This window comes from Rhizobium sp. ARZ01 (assembly GCF_014851675.1).
Taxonomy (GTDB): Bacteria; Pseudomonadota; Alphaproteobacteria; order Rhizobiales; family Rhizobiaceae; genus Mycoplana.
The window spans coordinates 1,596,274-1,612,343 of the sequence record NZ_JACVAE010000001.1; the positions used below are offsets into that span (position 1 = coordinate 1,596,274).

19 protein-coding genes and 1 tRNA gene are annotated in these 16,070 nt (G+C 61.1%); 12 read left to right on the forward strand and 8 right to left on the reverse strand.

Translation table 11 applies throughout. The features are described from left to right. Nucleotides 1–34 precede the first annotated feature (34 nt). The gene (locus IB238_RS07635; protein WP_192244976.1) at nt 35–472 is read right to left on the reverse strand and encodes a DUF1489 family protein; all 438 of its coding nucleotides are present in this window, start codon (nt 470–472) and stop codon (nt 35–37) included. A 93-nt stretch (nt 473–565) separates the two neighbouring features. Beyond that, nucleotides 566–1,966 (reverse strand): L-serine ammonia-lyase, encoded by a 1,401-nt coding sequence (locus IB238_RS07640; protein ID WP_192244978.1) that lies wholly within the window; start codon nt 1,964–1,966, stop codon nt 566–568. Nucleotides 1,967–2,603: 637 nt separating this feature from the next. Here IB238_RS07640 and IB238_RS07645 point away from each other — a divergent pair. From IB238_RS07645 to IB238_RS07655, 3 genes are all read left to right on the forward strand, one after another. Next, a complete protein-coding gene (locus IB238_RS07645; protein ID WP_192244980.1) occupies nt 2,604–3,293 on the forward strand; it encodes a DUF599 family protein in 690 nt (229 codons plus the stop codon). A 177-nt stretch (nt 3,294–3,470) separates the two neighbouring features. Continuing rightward, entirely contained in the window at nt 3,471–4,394 is a 924-nt protein-coding gene (locus IB238_RS07650; RefSeq protein ID WP_246723612.1) for a DUF1624 domain-containing protein, read from the forward strand. Between the two features lie 4 nt (nt 4,395–4,398). Next, nucleotides 4,399–4,872 (forward strand): isoprenylcysteine carboxylmethyltransferase family protein, encoded by a 474-nt coding sequence (locus IB238_RS07655; RefSeq protein WP_192244984.1) that lies wholly within the window; start codon nt 4,399–4,401, stop codon nt 4,870–4,872. 48 nt (nt 4,873–4,920) lie between these two features. Here the strand turns inward: IB238_RS07655 and IB238_RS07660 are convergent, their stop codons facing one another. Together IB238_RS07660 and mgtE are read right to left on the reverse strand one after the other, a co-directional pair. Then, nucleotides 4,921–5,307 (reverse strand): MerR family DNA-binding transcriptional regulator, encoded by a 387-nt coding sequence (locus IB238_RS07660; protein WP_192244986.1) that lies wholly within the window; start codon nt 5,305–5,307, stop codon nt 4,921–4,923. A gap of 67 nt (nt 5,308–5,374) precedes the next feature. After that, nucleotides 5,375–6,805: a magnesium transporter gene (gene mgtE / locus IB238_RS07665; RefSeq protein WP_192244988.1), complete on the reverse strand. Its 1,431-nt coding sequence runs from the start codon at nt 6,803–6,805 to the stop codon at nt 5,375–5,377. Between the two features lie 355 nt (nt 6,806–7,160). On the opposite strand from mgtE, the gene IB238_RS07670 reads away from it, so the two are divergent. Then, nucleotides 7,161–7,664 (forward strand): peptide deformylase, encoded by a 504-nt coding sequence (locus IB238_RS07670; RefSeq protein ID WP_192244990.1) that lies wholly within the window; start codon nt 7,161–7,163, stop codon nt 7,662–7,664. Between the two features lie 244 nt (nt 7,665–7,908). Here IB238_RS07670 and IB238_RS07675 read toward each other — a convergent pair. Then, nucleotides 7,909–7,993: transfer RNA gene (locus IB238_RS07675), tRNA-Leu, on the reverse strand. Between the two features lie 193 nt (nt 7,994–8,186). On the opposite strand from IB238_RS07675, the gene lipB reads away from it, so the two are divergent. Continuing rightward, nucleotides 8,187–8,903 carry a lipoyl(octanoyl) transferase LipB gene (lipB, locus tag IB238_RS07680; protein ID WP_192244991.1) on the forward strand — a complete coding sequence of 239 codons (717 nt, stop codon included), beginning with the start codon at nt 8,187–8,189 and terminating at the stop codon, nt 8,901–8,903. A gap of 56 nt (nt 8,904–8,959) precedes the next feature. Here the strand turns inward: lipB and IB238_RS07685 are convergent, their stop codons facing one another. Further along, the gene (locus tag IB238_RS07685) at nt 8,960–9,904 is read right to left on the reverse strand and encodes a DMT family transporter (protein ID WP_281414435.1); all 945 of its coding nucleotides are present in this window, start codon (nt 9,902–9,904) and stop codon (nt 8,960–8,962) included. Nucleotides 9,905–10,143: 239 nt separating this feature from the next. Between IB238_RS07685 and IB238_RS07690 the strand changes: the two genes are divergently transcribed. From IB238_RS07690 to sugE, 7 genes are all read left to right on the forward strand, one after another. Next, entirely contained in the window at nt 10,144–10,557 is a 414-nt protein-coding gene (locus IB238_RS07690; protein WP_192244993.1) for a helix-turn-helix domain-containing protein, read from the forward strand. Between the two features lie 81 nt (nt 10,558–10,638). Then, nucleotides 10,639–11,766 carry an S-(hydroxymethyl)glutathione dehydrogenase/class III alcohol dehydrogenase gene (locus IB238_RS07695; protein WP_192244995.1) on the forward strand — a complete coding sequence of 376 codons (1,128 nt, stop codon included), beginning with the start codon at nt 10,639–10,641 and terminating at the stop codon, nt 11,764–11,766. Beyond that, nucleotides 11,766–12,239 carry a GNAT family N-acetyltransferase gene (locus IB238_RS07700; RefSeq protein ID WP_192244997.1) on the forward strand — a complete coding sequence of 158 codons (474 nt, stop codon included), beginning with the start codon at nt 11,766–11,768 and terminating at the stop codon, nt 12,237–12,239. The genes IB238_RS07695 and IB238_RS07700 overlap by 1 nt, the downstream gene beginning before the upstream one ends. Before the next feature lie 29 nt (nt 12,240–12,268). Next, a complete protein-coding gene (locus IB238_RS07705; protein WP_192244999.1) occupies nt 12,269–12,730 on the forward strand; it encodes a YaiI/YqxD family protein in 462 nt (153 codons plus the stop codon). Further along, the gene (locus tag IB238_RS07710; protein WP_192245001.1) at nt 12,727–13,389 is read left to right on the forward strand and encodes a DUF1345 domain-containing protein; all 663 of its coding nucleotides are present in this window, start codon (nt 12,727–12,729) and stop codon (nt 13,387–13,389) included. The genes IB238_RS07705 and IB238_RS07710 overlap by 4 nt, the downstream gene beginning before the upstream one ends. A gap of 27 nt (nt 13,390–13,416) precedes the next feature. After that, a complete protein-coding gene (gene fghA / locus IB238_RS07715; RefSeq protein ID WP_192245002.1) occupies nt 13,417–14,250 on the forward strand; it encodes an S-formylglutathione hydrolase in 834 nt (277 codons plus the stop codon). A 181-nt stretch (nt 14,251–14,431) separates the two neighbouring features. After that, nucleotides 14,432–14,746: a quaternary ammonium compound efflux SMR transporter SugE gene (sugE, locus tag IB238_RS07720; protein ID WP_192245004.1), complete on the forward strand. Its 315-nt coding sequence runs from the start codon at nt 14,432–14,434 to the stop codon at nt 14,744–14,746. 7 nt (nt 14,747–14,753) lie between these two features. On the opposite strand, the gene IB238_RS07725 is transcribed toward sugE, so the two are convergent. Together IB238_RS07725 and IB238_RS07730 are read right to left on the reverse strand one after the other, a co-directional pair. Further along, nucleotides 14,754–15,146: a DoxX family protein gene (locus IB238_RS07725; RefSeq protein WP_192245006.1), complete on the reverse strand. Its 393-nt coding sequence runs from the start codon at nt 15,144–15,146 to the stop codon at nt 14,754–14,756. Nucleotides 15,147–15,302: 156 nt separating this feature from the next. Continuing rightward, complete coding sequence (locus tag IB238_RS07730; protein ID WP_192245008.1) at nt 15,303–15,971, reverse strand: hypothetical protein; 669 nt, start codon at nt 15,969–15,971, stop codon at nt 15,303–15,305. Nucleotides 15,972–16,070 lie beyond the last annotated feature (99 nt).

The window sequence follows — 16,070 nt, forward strand, 5'->3', positions numbered from 1 at the left end:
ATTTTCGCAAGACGCTGCCCGCTCGCAATGTCCCTCAGAGAAGCCCGAGTTCCGCCAGTTCACGCCGCAACTCAAGCGGCATTTCTGCATTACCAGCGTCCAGGCTCTTCAGATCGCGCGGGGCGTCCTCGCCCTTTAGGTAGCGCCACCCCTGGAATGCACGTTTAGGCTGGAATTCGGTCTCGATCACCTCCGGCCCCAGAACCAGGTCGCAGCGCGTGATTCCGTCTGCATCCTTGAATGTGCGAAGGTCGAGCAGGCGCTGGCGGGCCTGGACCTGCCCCTTGATGACCCAATAGAGAGAGCCGCCGTCGAGCAAGTCCTCGACCCGCTTGGGAATCATCCGGGTCGTGTGCGTCGAACAAGGTTCAATGCCGGCTGCAATCGCGAGCAGCGCGCGCTTGGACACCCACTCGCGCAGGTCCTCGATCGATTCCGCACCGACGCAAAGTTTGATGAGATGCAGGGCCATGGCCCCTTCAACGCCTTTCTCATTAAGCAGTCAAGATGGGCGCGGAAGGTCCATAAAGCCACACCCGCCGTCAATTGTCTGCCGGCCACGACGTCAACACTCGACGACGTTCACCGCCAGTCCGCCCGTCGAAGTCTCCTTGTACTTCTCGTTCATGTCGACGCCAGTCTGGCGCATCGTCTCAATACAGGCATCGAGCGGGACGAAATGCGTGCCATCCCCCTTGATCGCCAGCGATGCCGCTGTCACCGCCTTTACGGCGCCCAGGGCGTTGCGCTCGATGCAGGGGACCTGCACCAGCCCGGCGACAGGGTCACAGGTCATGCCCAGGTGGTGTTCGAGCGCGATTTCGGCAGCGTTCTCGATCTGCTCCGGCGTTCCCCCCATCACGGCGGCAAGACCGGCCGCCGCCATGGCCGAGGCGGATCCCACCTCCCCCTGACAGCCGACTTCGGCGCCGGAAATGGAGGCATTGTGCTTGATGATGCCGCCGATGGCTGCGGCCGTCAGCAGGTAATCACGAATGCCATCGGCATCGGCGTCCTCATGGAAGTGCAGATAATAACGGATCGTCGCGGGGACGACGCCCGCCGCGCCGTTGGTCGGCGAAGTCACAACCCGGCCGCCGGCCGCATTCTCCTCGTTCACCGCCATGGCATAGACGCTCAGCCAATCATTCGCCAGAAGTGGGTTGGCTTTGTTCGAGCGCCACTCGTCCTGCAGCTTGTCATGGATCATGCGGGCGCGCCGCTTCACCTTCAGTCCGCCCGGCATGATGCCTTCGCCCTGGAGGCCGCGATCGATGCAGCTCTTCATCGCGCCCCAGATCCGGTCGAGGCCAGCGTCGAGCTCTTCCCTCGACATGGCGGTTTCTTCGTTCGCCCGTTTCATCTGGGCGATCGTCAGCCCGGAGCGGGCAGCCATTTCGAGCATCTCCTTGGCCGTGGCGAAGGGAAACGGAATCTTGCGCTCGCTGGCTCGCGCTTTCGTCGCCCGCATCGCTTCCAGCTCGGTATCGGTCACCACGAACCCACCGCCGACTGAATAATAGATGCGTTTGAGCAATTGGCGCCCATCACGATCATAGGCGGAGAAAGTCATGCCGTTCGCGTGGCCCGGCAATGGTGTCTTCTTGTCGAAGACCAAGTCGTGCTTGGGCTGAAATGTATAAGGCGGATGACCCGGCGGCGTAATGCGGCCTGTCCGCTCCACCTCGGCAACAATCTCGTCCATCCGGTCCGGATCGACGAGGTCGGGGCGCTCCCCCATCAGCCCGAGGATCACGGCGCGATCCGAGCCGTGACCGACGCCGGTGTAGGCCAGCGAGCCGTGCAGGCTCATCCTGATCGCTGCAACCGTGGCGCCGACCGGGCGCGGCCAGTCGTCCGAAAGGATCAGCTCAAGGAAGCGGTTTGCCGCCGACATCGGCCCCATTGTGTGGGAGCTGGATGGGCCGATACCAATCTTGAAGACGTCGAATACCGAGAGAAACATTCTGTGAACCTGCCAATCGTTCGGCCGCGCCTGGCCGGAGCCTGTTTCGCGGCACCGCTTCTTATTTGACCATGAGAAGCGGACACAGCAATATGTGATCAAAGCTACGTCATCGCGCAAGCCGCATCAGGCGACGGCCCGACATAAGGTTTTGTGCGCGCGACATTCGCTCAGAAAGGTCTTCAAAACGAAAACAGCGCGCCTGGGAGCGGCGCGCTGTTTTCAATTGCTACGGATTGTTTCAATTGCCCCCGAAGAGATAGACGAGTGCAAGAAAACCCGCAAAAGCGATAACCATCCGAAGGGTGAGGCCCCAGCAGGACTTCTGAGCGGTACTTTCCATGATTTCCCCAAATGAAGAACACCTGCGCTGTCCGATCGAGCGGCCAGCCGTGGTCCCTATTAGTGAATAGTTTATGAAAGCGCAATCTCGAAAAATGGCAAAAAAGAGGCAGAAGCTGCCACACTCCAAAGCAGAAATGGTAGAAATGCTGGAAAATCAGATCGTTGAAGAGAGGCCATCGCCGATGGCCACGCCATGCTTTGGCCAAAGCTATCAACACCGATCTCGCCCTTTTGGTGGTCGGCCCAACGGGGCCCGTTTCAAAATGGTCAAAACCGTGGCAAACCTCGATCCATGTCAGTCGCCGATCCCATTGCTTTTGCCGTCTTCATTATCCTGTGGCTTGGTTATGCCTGGACCACCGACAACAGGCGCTTTCGCAACCGTGTAAGCCTGACACGCGCAATGAACGCTCAACGCGCCGCCTGGATCCGCAACGCCATGCACCGCGATCTTCGCATGATCGACACGCAGATCATGTCCGGCCTGCAGAATGGCACGGCGTTCTTCGCCTCGACCTCGATCCTCGCGCTTGGCGGCTGTTTCGCCCTGCTCGGAGCCACGGAGAAGGTTTTCATGGTGCTCGGAGACCTGCCACTCGTCTTCCAGGCCGGTCGCGCCGGCTTCGAATTGAAGGTCGGCGGCCTCGCTTGCATCTTTGGCTATGCGTTCTTCAAATTCGGCTGGTCCTATCGACTGTTCAATTACTGCACCATCCTGCTGGGTGCGGTGCCGATGGCGGGCGATATTCACAAGGACCCGGCAGCTGCGGACCTCGCGGCCGACAAGGTCATCCAGATGAACATCCTGGCAGCCAGCCATTTCAATGCGGGCCTGCGCGCGATCTTCCTCTCGATCGGTTATCTCGGCTGGTTCGTCAGTCCCTATCTGTTCATGGTATCGACGGCCTTCATCATCTTCGTGCTGATCCGCCGCCAGTTCTACTCGGAGGCGCGCCGGACGGTGCTGGAAACGAACGACTAGGGGACACGGCCCGCCACCTTTCCGCCATCTGCCCGGCACAAGGTCCGCGCTCGAGCATAGCCACGGCGAATCGCGATAGACCGCACCATGACAACAGAGACGATAGATTCGGCCGGCCTCCAAGGCGGCGCAACGATCCCGACGAAACGCCTCACGTGGCTGGATGCGGCCCGGGGCATGGCGCTCGTTGCCATGGCCATCTACCACTTCACCTGGGACCTCGATTATTTCGGCTACATTGCGCCGGGAACCGCAGCCACGGGCGGGTGGAAGGTCTTCGCGCGCCTCATCGCCGGCAGCTTCATATTCCTGGCGGGTTTCAGCCTTGTCCTCGGCCACCGCACCGAAATCCGCTGGCGATCCTTCTGGATCCGCTTCAGCCGGATAGTTGCTGCAGCCCTGCTGATCACGATTGCCACCTACTTCATTTTCCCGGGCAGTTTCATCTTCTTCGGCATCCTGCATTCGATCGCCGCTGCCAGCCTGCTCGGCCTCCTCTTCCTGCGTTTGCCGGTTTTGGTGATGCTCGTGTGCTCGGCCGCTGCGTTCGCAGCGCCGCATTTTCTACGCTCTGCTTTCTTCGACCAACCGGCCCTGTGGTGGGTCGGGCTATCGCAGACAGCGCCCCGATCCAACGACTACGTACCCTTGCTGCCGTGGTTCGGCGCCTTCCTGCTTGGGATGGCAGCAAGCAGAATTTTCCTGACGCGAAGGTCGCCTGTTTCTACCGGTCCCCGCCAGGCTGTGGACGGCCGGTGGATATCCCTCCTCGCCACCGCAGGACGCCACAGTCTCGCCATCTATCTTCTCCACCAGCCGGCGCTGATCGCGCTGGTCTATCTCTTCACCTTTGTCATGCCGCCCGCAAAGCCGGATCCGGTGGAGAGCTACAAGCAGAGTTGTGTGGCGGCCTGTGGCGTCGATAGGGACGCCACCTTCTGCCGTACGTTTTGCGACTGCACGCTCGATCGGCTACTGCAGGGTGAATTGTTCAACGGCCTCAACGACGGCACGATCAATGCTAGGACTGATGCGCGGATCGCCGACATCTCGCAGCAGTGCACCGCAGACGCCTATTCAGGTATCGAGTTGAAGGAATAGCCGCATGAATGCCTATCGGAGCAAGCCATTCACCTTCCCCTGGCCTCCGATCATCTATGTGTTTGCCGCAATCATCGCACTCGCCCTTCAACTGCGATATCCGTCAGAATTTCCGACGCCCAACGCTTGGCTGTCGAATGTCATCGGCGCGCTTCTTTTCCTGCTCGCCGCCGTCCTCGGCGTCTGGGCGCTGCGCACCTTGAAGGACGGGCAGACGACCGCGCTGCCACACCGTTGCGCGAGCCATCTGGTGACCAATGGTCCCTATCGGTACACCCGCAATCCGATCTACCTTGCTCACACGCTGGCGATGGCCGGCATCGGTATTCTGCTCCAGAATCCGTGGTTCCTGGCGGCGGCAATAGCAGCCGTCATCATGACGACGCTCGTCGCGGTGCGCCGGGAGGAGTTGCACCTGCTTTCGCGCTTCGGCTTCGATTTTGAGCGCTACTGCCGCTCGACCGCGCGCTGGATCTGAGCGACGGCAGTCACATCGAGAATGAATAGGGTTGAGTGACTGCGGCCGTCAGGTGCCGACACCAATCTCCGCAAGGCGCGTCAGGCAGGCTTCCTCGACGTTGTCGAGTTCAGAAAGCGTTTCGTCGATGTCGCGTCGCTTTTGCCGCAACTCCTCACGCTTCTCGACCACCTTTTGCATCAGCATCTGCAACTGGCCCATCTCGCCCGGCGGGTCCTTGTAGACCTGAATGATTTCCCGAATTTCGGAGATCGTGAAACCGATCCGGCGGCCGCGCAGGATTTCCTTGATGAGGTGCCGATCTGCCGGGCGGAACAGACGCGTGCGGCCGCGCCGCTCCGGATGGATGAGCCCCTCGTCCTCATAGAACCGCAAAGTGCGCGTGGAAACGCCGAATTCGCGCGTCAGTTCCGTTATGGTATAGTACTTATTCACGCCGGCTCCGAACATTTGAGGATGGCGCGATTTTATTGACATTTACGTGAAAGTCAATTTTCGCCAGTCAGTGGATCGAAAACCACCAGGTCGCGAGTCCGAGAAACGAGAAGAATCCCGTCGTATCGGTGATCGCGGTGACAAAGACGGCCGACGACACGGCCGGGTCCGCGCCCATCCTGTCCAGCACCATGGGTATCATGAACCCGGCGAGCGCCGCCGCCATCATGTTGATCAGCATCGCCGTAGCGATGATTCCGCCGATGTTGGCATCGTGGAACCACAGTCCGGCGACGCAGCCGATCAGCGTGCCGATCAGCATTCCGTTGAGCAGGCCGACTCCGGCCTCGCGGCGCACGACGCGCCAGGCATTGTGGATATCGAGGTTGCGCGTGGCCAATGCGCGCACGGTCACCGTCATCGTCTGTGAGCCGGCATTGCCGCCCATACCCGCCACGATCGGCATCAGGATGGCAAGCGCCACGATCTGCTCGATCGTCGCCTCGAAGATCGAGATGACCGATGCCGCGATCGAGGCCGTGAACAGGTTCACGAGAAGCCAAGGCACGCGCGAACGGGATGTCTCGAGCACCGTATCGGAAAGCTCTTCATCGCCGACGCCGCCGAGGCGCATCAAGTCTTCCTCGGCCTCTTCCTGGATGACGTCGACCACGTCGTCGATCGTCAGCACGCCGACCAGTCGACCGTTTTCATCGACGACAGCGGCAGAAAGCAAGTCGTACTGCTCGAAGAGCTGCGCCGCCTCTTCCTGGTCCATCAGCGCCGGTATCGGATGACTGGTCTGGCGCATCACAGCCTCGACCTTGATGTCGCGCTTCGACCTCAGGACCCGGTCGAGATCGACAACGCCCAGCAGCCGGAAAGTCGGGTCGATGACGAAAATCTCGGTAAAGCTGTCCGGAAGGTCTTCGTCCTCGCGCATGTAGTCGATCGTCTGGCCGATCGTCCAGAACGGCGGCACCGCAACGAATTCGGAGCGCATACGGCGTCCGGCGGTGCTTTCCGGATAATCGAGCGACCGACGAAGCCGGATCCGCTCAGTGAACGGCAACTTGGAGAGAATCTCGTCCTGGTCTTCCTGGTCGAGGTCCTCAAGAATGTAGACGGCATCGTCCGAATCCATCTCGCCGATCGCCGCAGCGATCTGCTCGTTCGGCAGGTGTTCGACAATGTCGAGGCGGATCGCCTCGTCCACTTCGGTGAGCGCGGCCAGGTCAAACTCGGTGCCCAAAAGTGAAACGAGCGCACGCCGCTGCTCTGGCTGGATCGCCTCGAGCAGATCGCCCATTTCTGATTCGTGCAGATTCGCAACGTGGCGGCGAAGGAACAGGAGGTCGCGATCGGCGATCGCCGCACCGACATGCATGAGGAAGTCGGAGCGAACCGAGCCATCCGGGGCATAGATGTCGCCGCCTTCGAACGCAGTCGCCTCGACGGGCGGAGCATGCTCGCGATTGTCTTCGCCGCTGTCCGTCATCCGAGCCGCTCCTCGAAAAGCACTCCTCGGCGCCGCATCCACGTGATGCGCCAGCGAGGGCGATAGATTGGGATTGCAATGCCGCTTCTGGCCAGCCGCAGATTCTCCACTTGACTGCCCGGACCCGTGCTAGCTCAAAGCATCGCTCTGGTCCACAGCCTAGCGCGGTAAAACCAAGCCCCGACACTGCAAATTCTTCACACTGTTGCGGATTTCGGAGCGCTTCGATCGTCGCAACAAGTGGCCGCGACGGGAGCGTCGGGGCTCCAATTCGCGACACCAGGACCGATGAACCTTTTCAATCGACAGGCAAGCCTGTACCTCAATGACGCTCTCATTTACGAGGAACCAGCAGATGACAGTACGCCCCATAGTGCGCTTTCCCGATGAGCGCCTGCGGACGCCATGCCAGTCGGTGACTCAATTCGACGACACCCTTGCGGCGCTCGCCGGCGATCTTGCCGAAACGATGCGGGCCGCCCCCGGCATCGGCATCACCGCTGCCCATATCGGCCAATTGCTTCGCCTCGTCGTGATCGAACTCGACGGACGGGCATCGACGCAAATCTATGTGAATCCTGCAATCGAGTGGTCTTCGGATGAAACTGGGATGCATATGGAGGGCAGTGTCTCGATGCCCGGGGTAACCGAGGAGGTCACGCGCCCTTCACGCGTACGGGTGAGCTACTTCGACCTCGCGGGCACGGCGCAGATAGTTGAGGCGGACGGGCTGCTCGCCGTATGCCTTCAACACGAGATTGACCAGCTCGGCGGAATCTTCTGGATCGACCGGCTCTCGCGGCTGAAGCGCGAACGGATCGTAAAGAAGTTCCGAAAACTCCAGATGGAACGAGGCTGAACTCTCGCCTTCGCACTGCCGTCTAGATAGCAAAAGCTGCCATCACCCAGCCGCGCACCGCCTCTCGATATTCCGCTATTCGGGTGAGCCCGTTCACGCGTGGCCCCTGCCCCACCCACTACACGGATTACGGAGAAGCTCGCTTTCGACTTGGAGTACCCGTGCGCACGGTGCGGATGTGGGAGAGCCCAACGCTCAAACTGTTGAGAAGGCAACAAAAAACCCGGCCGAAGCCGGGTTCTTTTGGTGCGGTCGAGAAGACTCGAACTTCCACGGGTTGCCCCACAGCGACCTCAACGCTGCGCGTCTACCAATTCCGCCACGACCGCATCGTGGTAGGTGCCGACTTGCGCCGACGGGGGTGCATGTAGCAAAAGCATTTTGCGTGCACAAGGCCATTGAGACAGAAATCTGACGAGAAAAACAACAATTTCAACAGGCCCTGTGAACAGCCGTTTTCCGCCCTCAAATCCTTGCACCGGCCGGCCTATATTGGCAGAGAAGTGCCAAAAGGGACGCATCATGCAACGCGCTGAACTAGACAAGTCGATGTTCGCCGCTCCCGGCTCGCCGCCGGCGCGCTGGCGGATAGAATCGGGCCTGACGCCCTACGACCTCGCGATCGAAACGATGGAACGCGAAGCCGCAGCGATCGCTGCGGGCGAGGCCGACGAACTCGTCTGGCTGGTCGAGCACCCCCCGCTCTATACTGCCGGGACAAGCGCCGACAGCGCCGATCTCGTAGACCCGGGCCGGTTTCCCGTTTTCCAGACTGGGCGCGGCGGCGAATACACCTATCATGGGCCCGGTCAGCGCGTGGTCTACGTCATGCTGGATCTGAAGCGCCGCCGCCAGGACGTGCGTGCCTTCGTGGGGGCCCTCGAAGACGTGATCATCGATACGCTTGCACAGATGAACGTCAGGGGCGAGCGCCGTGAGGATCGCGTCGGCGTCTGGGTCCAGCGGCCGGAACGGCCGCCGCTCCCCGACGGCTCACCCGCTGAGGACAAGGTAGCCGCGATCGGCATCCGCCTTCGGCGCTGGGTCAGCTTTCACGGCTTGTCTCTGAACGTCGACCCTGATCTCGACCATTTCAACGGCATCGTCCCGTGCGGGATCCGCAGCTACGGTGTTACCAGCCTCGTTGATCTCGGACTGCCGGTGATGATGAGCGATGTCGACGTGCGCCTGAAGGAAGCGTTCGAAAAGGTCTTCGGCCCCGTATCGAACGATCGATAGAGGGCCACTTCGCCTAATCGAGAACAGGCTGCGTCCCTTCGGACGCCGCCCACGAATCACGTGGCAGAAGATTCGGCTCGCTTGGTGGCGTTCACCCGTTCCCGCCACAGGATGAACAGGCCAGAGCCGACGATGATGCCAATCCCCACCCATTTCCAGGCATTGGGAAAATCGCCGAAGACAGCGTAGCCCAAAATCGTGGCGGAGATGATCTCGAAATACTGGAACGGCGCCAACAGCGACAGCGGCGCCATCCGGAAGGCGCGCACCACCAGCAGATGGGCGTAGCCGGACAGCGAACCGAGAATCAGAAGCAGACACAAGGCGAGCGTCGATTGTGGCAGCGACAGTTCGAAATTCTCTGCGCCCGCAGCGTTGCCGGCCATCAGCGCGGCTCCCATGAACAGCATGCCGCCGAATCCCGAGAGCGTCTGCATCGTGAGCGGCGAATCGCCCTCCCCAACCGCCCGGTTGAGAAAGAGATAGAGCGTGTAAAGGAAGGCGCAGCCGACAGGTAGAAGAGCCGTCCATCCGAAAATGGCAAAGCTCGGCTGGATCACGATCAGCGCGCCACCGAAACCCACTGCGATCGCCATCCAGCGCCGCCAGCCGACACGCTCACCAAGGAACACCGCCGACATCGCCGTCAGCATGAAGGGCTCGACGAAATAGATCGCAAAGACGTCAGCAAGCGGCATGTATTTGACCGCGACGAAGAAGAGCAGGCTCGCGGCCCCGTGCAAAATCCCTCGCAACAGATTCATCCACGGTCGCTTGGCGCGAAACGCATCCTTGCCGCCAACGGTCAAAAGCAACGGCAGCGTGCAGACGAGCTGGAAGAAAAAGCGATAGAACGTCACCTGCCCCGGCGACATGCCTTCGTAGGTCGCCATGTACTTCGCGATCGCGTCCATTCCAGGCAGAATCGTCATGGCGAACGCCATGAGCGCCATGCCCTGCATCGTGTGCTGCCTGAAGTGTTCTGTCGCCGATGACTGCATTGGGGGTACCTTGATCGCGGGCAGACACCTACTAGGCCGGCACCGCGATGAATCGAAAATGTGCGGAGGATCGAATGCGCTTCAACAGTATTTCAGGCTGCAAGGTCAACCCGGTATACTAGGTCCTCTGTTCCCCTGCACTTGCCGCCCCTCCGGGCATGCGTCTGTGCGCGGCGCAACTGGAGCAGCCATGTCGTAGGCAGCTCCTTAAGCTAGAATGCACGACAACGGAGATGACGATGGCAGATTCCGGTGAGAACAACACCATCCCCTTTCGCTCCAGCCGCGCAGACGGGGATACGCTCGGTGGTCGCATCTGGCGCGCGCGTGATGCGATGGACATGTCGCTTGGAGAGATCGCCACCCGGATGGGGCTGCCGGAGGAAACGGTCGCCGACTGGGAGCGCGACCATACGGAACCCCGGACGCAGGCGCTGTTCACGCTCGCTGGCGTTCTTGGCGTTTCGCCATCCTGGCTGATCGCCGGTGTCGGTGAGGCTCCGCCGGACGGCGATTTAGAGCCCCCCACAAATCCATTGATGGAGCAGTTGCGCCAGCTTCGCCAACTGCATGAGCAGACCGGGCTTGCGATTGCCGCCCTGGAAGCGGAGATCGGCCGGCTCGCCGCCCGCGATCGCGGAAAAGACGAATGAGGCAATCCGGGCTTGAGTGGCAGTGGCTGCTCTGCAATGGTCCGCGCCAGACAGAATCCATTGAAGTTGAGGAGAAAAATCATGGACGTACGCGCAGCCGTCGCCGTTCAGGCCGGAAAGCCGCTGGAAGTCATGACCGTACAGCTCGAAGGGCCGAGGGCCGGTGAGGTTCTCATCGAAGTCAAGGCCACCGGCATCTGCCACACCGACGACTTCACCCTGTCGGGCGCCGACCCGGAAGGCCTGTTCCCGGCGATCCTCGGCCATGAGGGCGCCGGCATCGTCGTCGACGTCGGCCCCGGCGTCACCTCGGTGAAGAAGGGCGACCACGTCATCCCGCTCTACACCCCGGAATGCCGCGAGTGCTATTCCTGCCTCAGCCGCAAGACCAACCTCTGCACGGCGATCCGCTCTACACAGGGCCAGGGCCTGATGCCTGATGGCACCTCACGCTTCTCGATCGGCAAGGACAAGATCCACCACTATATGGGCTGCTCGACCTTCGCCAACTACACGGTGCTGCCGGAAATCGCCGTCGCCAAGGTCAACCCGGACGCTCCCTTCGACAAGATCTGCTACATCGGCTGCGGCGTCACCACCGGCATCGGCGCGGTGATCAACACGGCAAAGGTCGAGATGGGTTCGACCGCGATCGTCTTCGGCCTCGGCGGCATTGGCCTCAACGTGCTGCAGGGCCTCCGGCTCGCCGGCGCTGACATGATCATCGGCGTCGACATCAATCCGGACCGCAAGGCCTGGGGCGAGAAATTCGGCATGACCCACTTCGTCAACCCGAAGGATGTGGGCGACGACATCGTCCCCCATCTCGCCAACATGACCAAGCGCAATGGCGACCTGATCGGCGGCGCCGACTACACCTTCGACTGCACCGGCAATACCAAGGTGATGCGCCAGGCGCTCGAGAGCGCCCATCGCGGCTGGGGCAAGTCGGTGATCATCGGCGTCGCCGGTGCAGGCCAGGAGATCTCGACCCGTCCGTTCCAGCTGGTCACCGGCCGGCAGTGGATGGGCACGGCCTTCGGCGGCGCCCGCGGCCGCACTGACGTGCCGAAGATCGTCGACTGGTACATGGAGGGCAAGATCCAGATCGACCCGATGATCACCCACACCATGCCGCTCGAGGACATCAACAAGGGCTTCGAGCTGATGCATTCGGGGGAGAGCATCCGCGGCGTCGTGGTCTATTGATGGCCACTGGCGCCTACACGGCCGACGTGCGGAGAATGGACGAATTCTCCGCCGTCGAACTCTATGCGCTGATGCGATTGCGCGTCGACGTCTTCGTTGTCGAGCAGAAGTGTCCCTACCCAGAGCTGGACGGCAGGGATACGGACGTCTTGCATCTGCGGCTGCTTGCCGGCGACGACCTTCTCGCTGCCGCACGCATTCTACCGCCGGCCGAGTCCAATGCTCCTGCCCGGATCGGAAGGGTCGTGGTTGCTCCCGCGCATCGCGGCAAACGGCTGGGCGAAGCCGTAATGCAGGAAGCGATCGCCGCTTGCGAACGCCTGTTCCCCCAATCGCCGATCGCTCTCTCCGCCCAAAGCCACCTGAAGCGCTTTTATGAATCCTTTGGCTTTTCCCCGGTATCGGAGGAATATCTGGAGGACGGCATTCCCCATATCGATATGGTGCGGCCAACTTCGACCGGCTGCGCCTGAGCACCGGACCAGAGGGAGCGCAAAATACCATGATCTACGTCGATGCCGATGCCTGCCCGGTGAAACCGGAAATCCTGAAAGTGGCCGAGCGCCACGGGATGGGCGTCACCTTCGTCGCCAATTCCGGCCTGCGCCCGTCGCGTGATCCGTTGGTGAAGAATGTCATTGTCTCGGGCAGCTTCGATGCGGCGGACGACTGGATCGTCGAACATGTCTGCCCCGGCGACATCGTGATTACGGCTGACGTGCCGCTTGCCGGTCGCTGCGTTGCCAAGGATGCACTTGTGACAGGTCCTACCGGACGCCTTTTTGACAAGGGCAATATCGGCATGGCCACGGCCATGCGTGATCTCGGCCAGCACTTGCGCGAGACAGGCGAAAGCAAGGGCTACAATGCCGCTTTTTCGGCGCGCGATCGTTCAGCCTTTCTCGAGACGCTCGATCGCCTCTGCCGCCGCTCCAAATCGCTGAACGGGGACAGTCTGTCGTGACCGCCTCCGGCAAAACCGACCCGCCCCACAGCCGTCATCGCCCATTCTACGTCGCCGCTATCGTCGCCTTGCTGATTCTGCCTGTGACTCTCCCGCTGAAAGCGACAATCGCGCCTCAGCTCTCCGGGATTGCATTCTTCCTGCTCTATCTGCTGATGATTGCCCGGCGCCTACCGGTGCTCAACGCAAGCTATCTCCGGAAACATGCGATCGACACCGATGCACCGGCGCCGATCATCCTGCTTGTAACCGCAGGTGTCTTTGTCGTCTCGCTCGCTTCGCTTTTCATCGTCCTTCATGAGGGTGACAGCATTCAGCCGCTAGACCTGACGCTTTCCTTCGCATCGGTGGTCCTTGGCTGGTTCACCATCCACACAATGGCGGCGGTACACTATGCGCACATGTATTGGCGTCCGCATGGCGGCAGGACCATGGAGCCGGCCGAGCGCGGATTGGACTTCCCTGAGACGGACGCGCCGGGCATCTACGATTTTCTCTACTTCGCCTTCATCGTCGGCATGACTGCGCAGACCTCCGATACCGCCATCACGACGACGGAGATGCGCAAGATGAACCTGCTGCACGCGATCGTCTCGTTTTTCTTCAATACGGTGCTTGTCGCGGCCGCCGTCAACGCTGCGGTGGCGCTTGCCTCCTGATCGCAGCCTTTTTCCAATGGAGTCCTCATGAAAGTCCTTTCCCAGAACCAGGCCTTCGGTGGCATGCAGGGGGTGTTCACCCACGACTCGCTTTCCTGCAATTGCGAGATGACGTTTGCCGTTTTCGTTCCGCCCAAGGCAATCAAAGAGCCCTGCCCCGTCCTCTGGTACCTTTCGGGCCTGACCTGCACCCATGCCAATGTGATGGAAAAGGGCGAATATCGCCGGATGGCGGCAGAGCTCGGGCTGATCATCGTCTGTCCGGACACCAGTCCGCGCGGCAACGACGTGCCGGACGAGTTGACGAACTGGCAGATGGGCAAGGGCGCCGGATTCTATCTCGACGCCACGGAAAAGCCCTGGGCCGAGCATTTCCAGATGTACACCTACATCACGGAGGAACTGCCAGCGTTCATCAGCCAGCACTTCCGCGTCGACATGACACGCCAAGGCATCTTCGGTCATTCCATGGGCGGCCACGGTGCCATGACGATCGCGCTGAAGAACCCGGATCGCTTCAAGAGCTGCTCCGCTTTTGCTCCGATCGTGCAGCCTTCGACCGCGGATTGGTCAGCCCCGGCATTCGAAAAGTATCTCGGCTCGAATCAAGCCGCTTGGCGTCAGTATGACGCCTGCGCACTGGTCGAAGACGGCGCCCGATTCCCGGAGTTTCTGATCGACCAGGGCCAGGCAGACGGCTTCCTGGAAAACGGTCTCCGCCCCTGGCTGCTTGAGGAAGCGGTGAAAGCGACGGGCATTGAACTTACACTGCGCATGCACGAGCGCTACGATCACTCCTACTACTTCATCTCCACCTTCATGGATGATCATCTGAGGTGGCACGCCGAACGGCTCGGCTGACCGCAAGCTGGACTTCACACTGAGCCATGGCGCCCGCGCATGACTGATTTGCGCGGGTTTCTCTTGCCTTCCGCTGCATTCATAGCGATATAGGCCGCTAGCAGACGGCTGCACCGCGGGTCCAACGACTCCGCGGAGACGAACGCGGGGACGGCCCCGCTCCTTTGAAACGGAGCAGGAAATGTCCTGGATCTTACTTGCACTCGCAGGCCTCTTCGAAATCGGCTGGGCAATCGGCCTCAAATACACGGACGGCTTCACCAAGCCCATCCCAACTGCCCTCACCGCAACCGCCATGCTCATCAGCATCGTACTGCTTGGCCTGGCCGTACGAAGCCTGCCGATGGGTACGGCCTATGCGGTCTGGACCGGGATCGGTACTGTCGGCACAGTCATCCTCGGCATTTTCCTCTTTGCCGAACCGGTAACGGCGATGCGCCTTGGCTGCATCGCGCTGATCGTCACCGGCATCATGGGCTTGAAGTTCGCCGCCTGATTCTCCTTCAGCTTCGCCGGTTGTCGAGCGCAAACGCGCCTGGCCCGGCGAAGACGAGATAGAGGAAGATGAAGCAGAACGAGATCGCGGCGTCGCCGCGATTGTTCACCGGCCAGAAGTCGACCGGCATGTGCGCCATGAAATAGGCAACCGCCATGAAGCCGCACAGGACGAAGGCCGTCGGTCGCGTGAAAAGACCGAGCAGGATCAGCCCGCCGCCGATCGTCTCAAGCAAACCCGCCACCCCGATCAGGTTCACCAGATCGCCGAACGGCTGCGCGGCCGGCGGAAAGTCGAAAAATTTCTGCGTCCCGTGCTCGATGAACTGCAGCGCGGTCATGATCCGGAGCGCTGCAAGCGCATAGGGCTGACAGTCAGACAGTCGGCTGGATAGCGTCATGGTCACCCCTCCATTCGGCGATCAGCCGATGATGGAACCCTACCTTGCGCAATATCCGGCTTTCCCGCGGAAGGATCAAGCCACAGCCGAGGCAACCTCCAAAAGACCTTGTCTTCTGGACGCCCGGGATCAGAGCCTGGAGTGGTGTTGAGGAATTCAGTTGCAGTTCGTCGTCGCGGTCACGACGCAGGGAGCCGGTTTGGTCTCCGCGCTGGCATTCGCTTCGACTTTCGGCTTGCGCACACGCGGGCGAACGGTCAAGGCGGCTTCGCTCGGGATGATGACAGGCTCCTCCACGCGGCTTGCCACGGATGCGCCCGCTGAAGGTTTGTTGCTGTGTGAAGTCGAACGCGGCGTTTGCCGCTTGCCGGGCCGCCCATCGGCTGTCGCCGCCTTGACTGGCGCCAGCCGATAAGCGTGTGCCACGCGCTGTGAGATCGCCTTGGCCAATGCCTTATCCCCAGCCTTCGCCCCCACCATGAAGCTGTTGACCGTGAACTCTTCACTTGAAACGGGGATACCGGCCCGATCTCTCAGCACCACCGCGACCTGGGCGGAGTTTCGCCCCGCCTGCGTACCGAGCCCACGAACGGCATTCGACAGCCGGACATCCATCGTGACCTTCGGCAACGACACTGGCCGTCGGGTTGAACGGACCGCCTGCTTCAACTGCTGCCCGACCATCTTGACCACCGCCGGTGAAACGGAACCGTCGCCACCGACCGATACCTTACGGACATCCTTTAGCGTTTCGGCTCCGGCCGCAACAGACATCGCAAGTACCGCGAGCGCAGCGAGCGGCACACGAAGGAAAGACATCAGCATGAAATTTGAACCCGTATTCTGTGCAATCGCCATCAAGGCGAATCAGCCCCCTGATCGGAACCGCATTGCACGGCGATGCGGGCCGAATCAATCCCATCC

Coding starts and splice junctions, on each gene's coding strand:
- IB238_RS07725 (WP_192245006.1), bottom strand. CDS start 15,146: ATGACGCTATCCAGCCGACTGTCTGACTGTCAGCCCTATGCGCTTGCA.
- IB238_RS07635 (WP_192244976.1), bottom strand. CDS start 472: ATGGCCCTGCATCTCATCAAACTTTGCGTCGGTGCGGAATCGATCGAG.
- IB238_RS07730 (WP_192245008.1), bottom strand. CDS start 15,971: ATGCTGATGTCTTTCCTTCGTGTGCCGCTCGCTGCGCTCGCGGTACTT.
- IB238_RS07685 (WP_281414435.1), bottom strand. CDS start 9,904: ATGCAGTCATCGGCGACAGAACACTTCAGGCAGCACACGATGCAGGGC.
- mgtE (WP_192244988.1), bottom strand. CDS start 6,805: ATGACGGACAGCGGCGAAGACAATCGCGAGCATGCTCCGCCCGTCGAG.
- IB238_RS07655 (WP_192244984.1), top strand. CDS start 4,399: ATGAATGCCTATCGGAGCAAGCCATTCACCTTCCCCTGGCCTCCGATC.
- IB238_RS07705 (WP_192244999.1), top strand. CDS start 12,269: ATGATCTACGTCGATGCCGATGCCTGCCCGGTGAAACCGGAAATCCTG.
- sugE (WP_192245004.1), top strand. CDS start 14,432: ATGTCCTGGATCTTACTTGCACTCGCAGGCCTCTTCGAAATCGGCTGG.
- IB238_RS07700 (WP_192244997.1), top strand. CDS start 11,766: ATGGCCACTGGCGCCTACACGGCCGACGTGCGGAGAATGGACGAATTC.
- IB238_RS07640 (WP_192244978.1), bottom strand. CDS start 1,966: ATGTTTCTCTCGGTATTCGACGTCTTCAAGATTGGTATCGGCCCATCC.
- IB238_RS07690 (WP_192244993.1), top strand. CDS start 10,144: ATGGCAGATTCCGGTGAGAACAACACCATCCCCTTTCGCTCCAGCCGC.
- IB238_RS07650 (WP_246723612.1), top strand. CDS start 3,471: ATGGCGCTCGTTGCCATGGCCATCTACCACTTCACCTGGGACCTCGAT.
- IB238_RS07695 (WP_192244995.1), top strand. CDS start 10,639: ATGGACGTACGCGCAGCCGTCGCCGTTCAGGCCGGAAAGCCGCTGGAA.
- fghA (WP_192245002.1), top strand. CDS start 13,417: ATGAAAGTCCTTTCCCAGAACCAGGCCTTCGGTGGCATGCAGGGGGTG.
- IB238_RS07645 (WP_192244980.1), top strand. CDS start 2,604: ATGTCAGTCGCCGATCCCATTGCTTTTGCCGTCTTCATTATCCTGTGG.
- lipB (WP_192244991.1), top strand. CDS start 8,187: ATGCAACGCGCTGAACTAGACAAGTCGATGTTCGCCGCTCCCGGCTCG.
- IB238_RS07670 (WP_192244990.1), top strand. CDS start 7,161: ATGACAGTACGCCCCATAGTGCGCTTTCCCGATGAGCGCCTGCGGACG.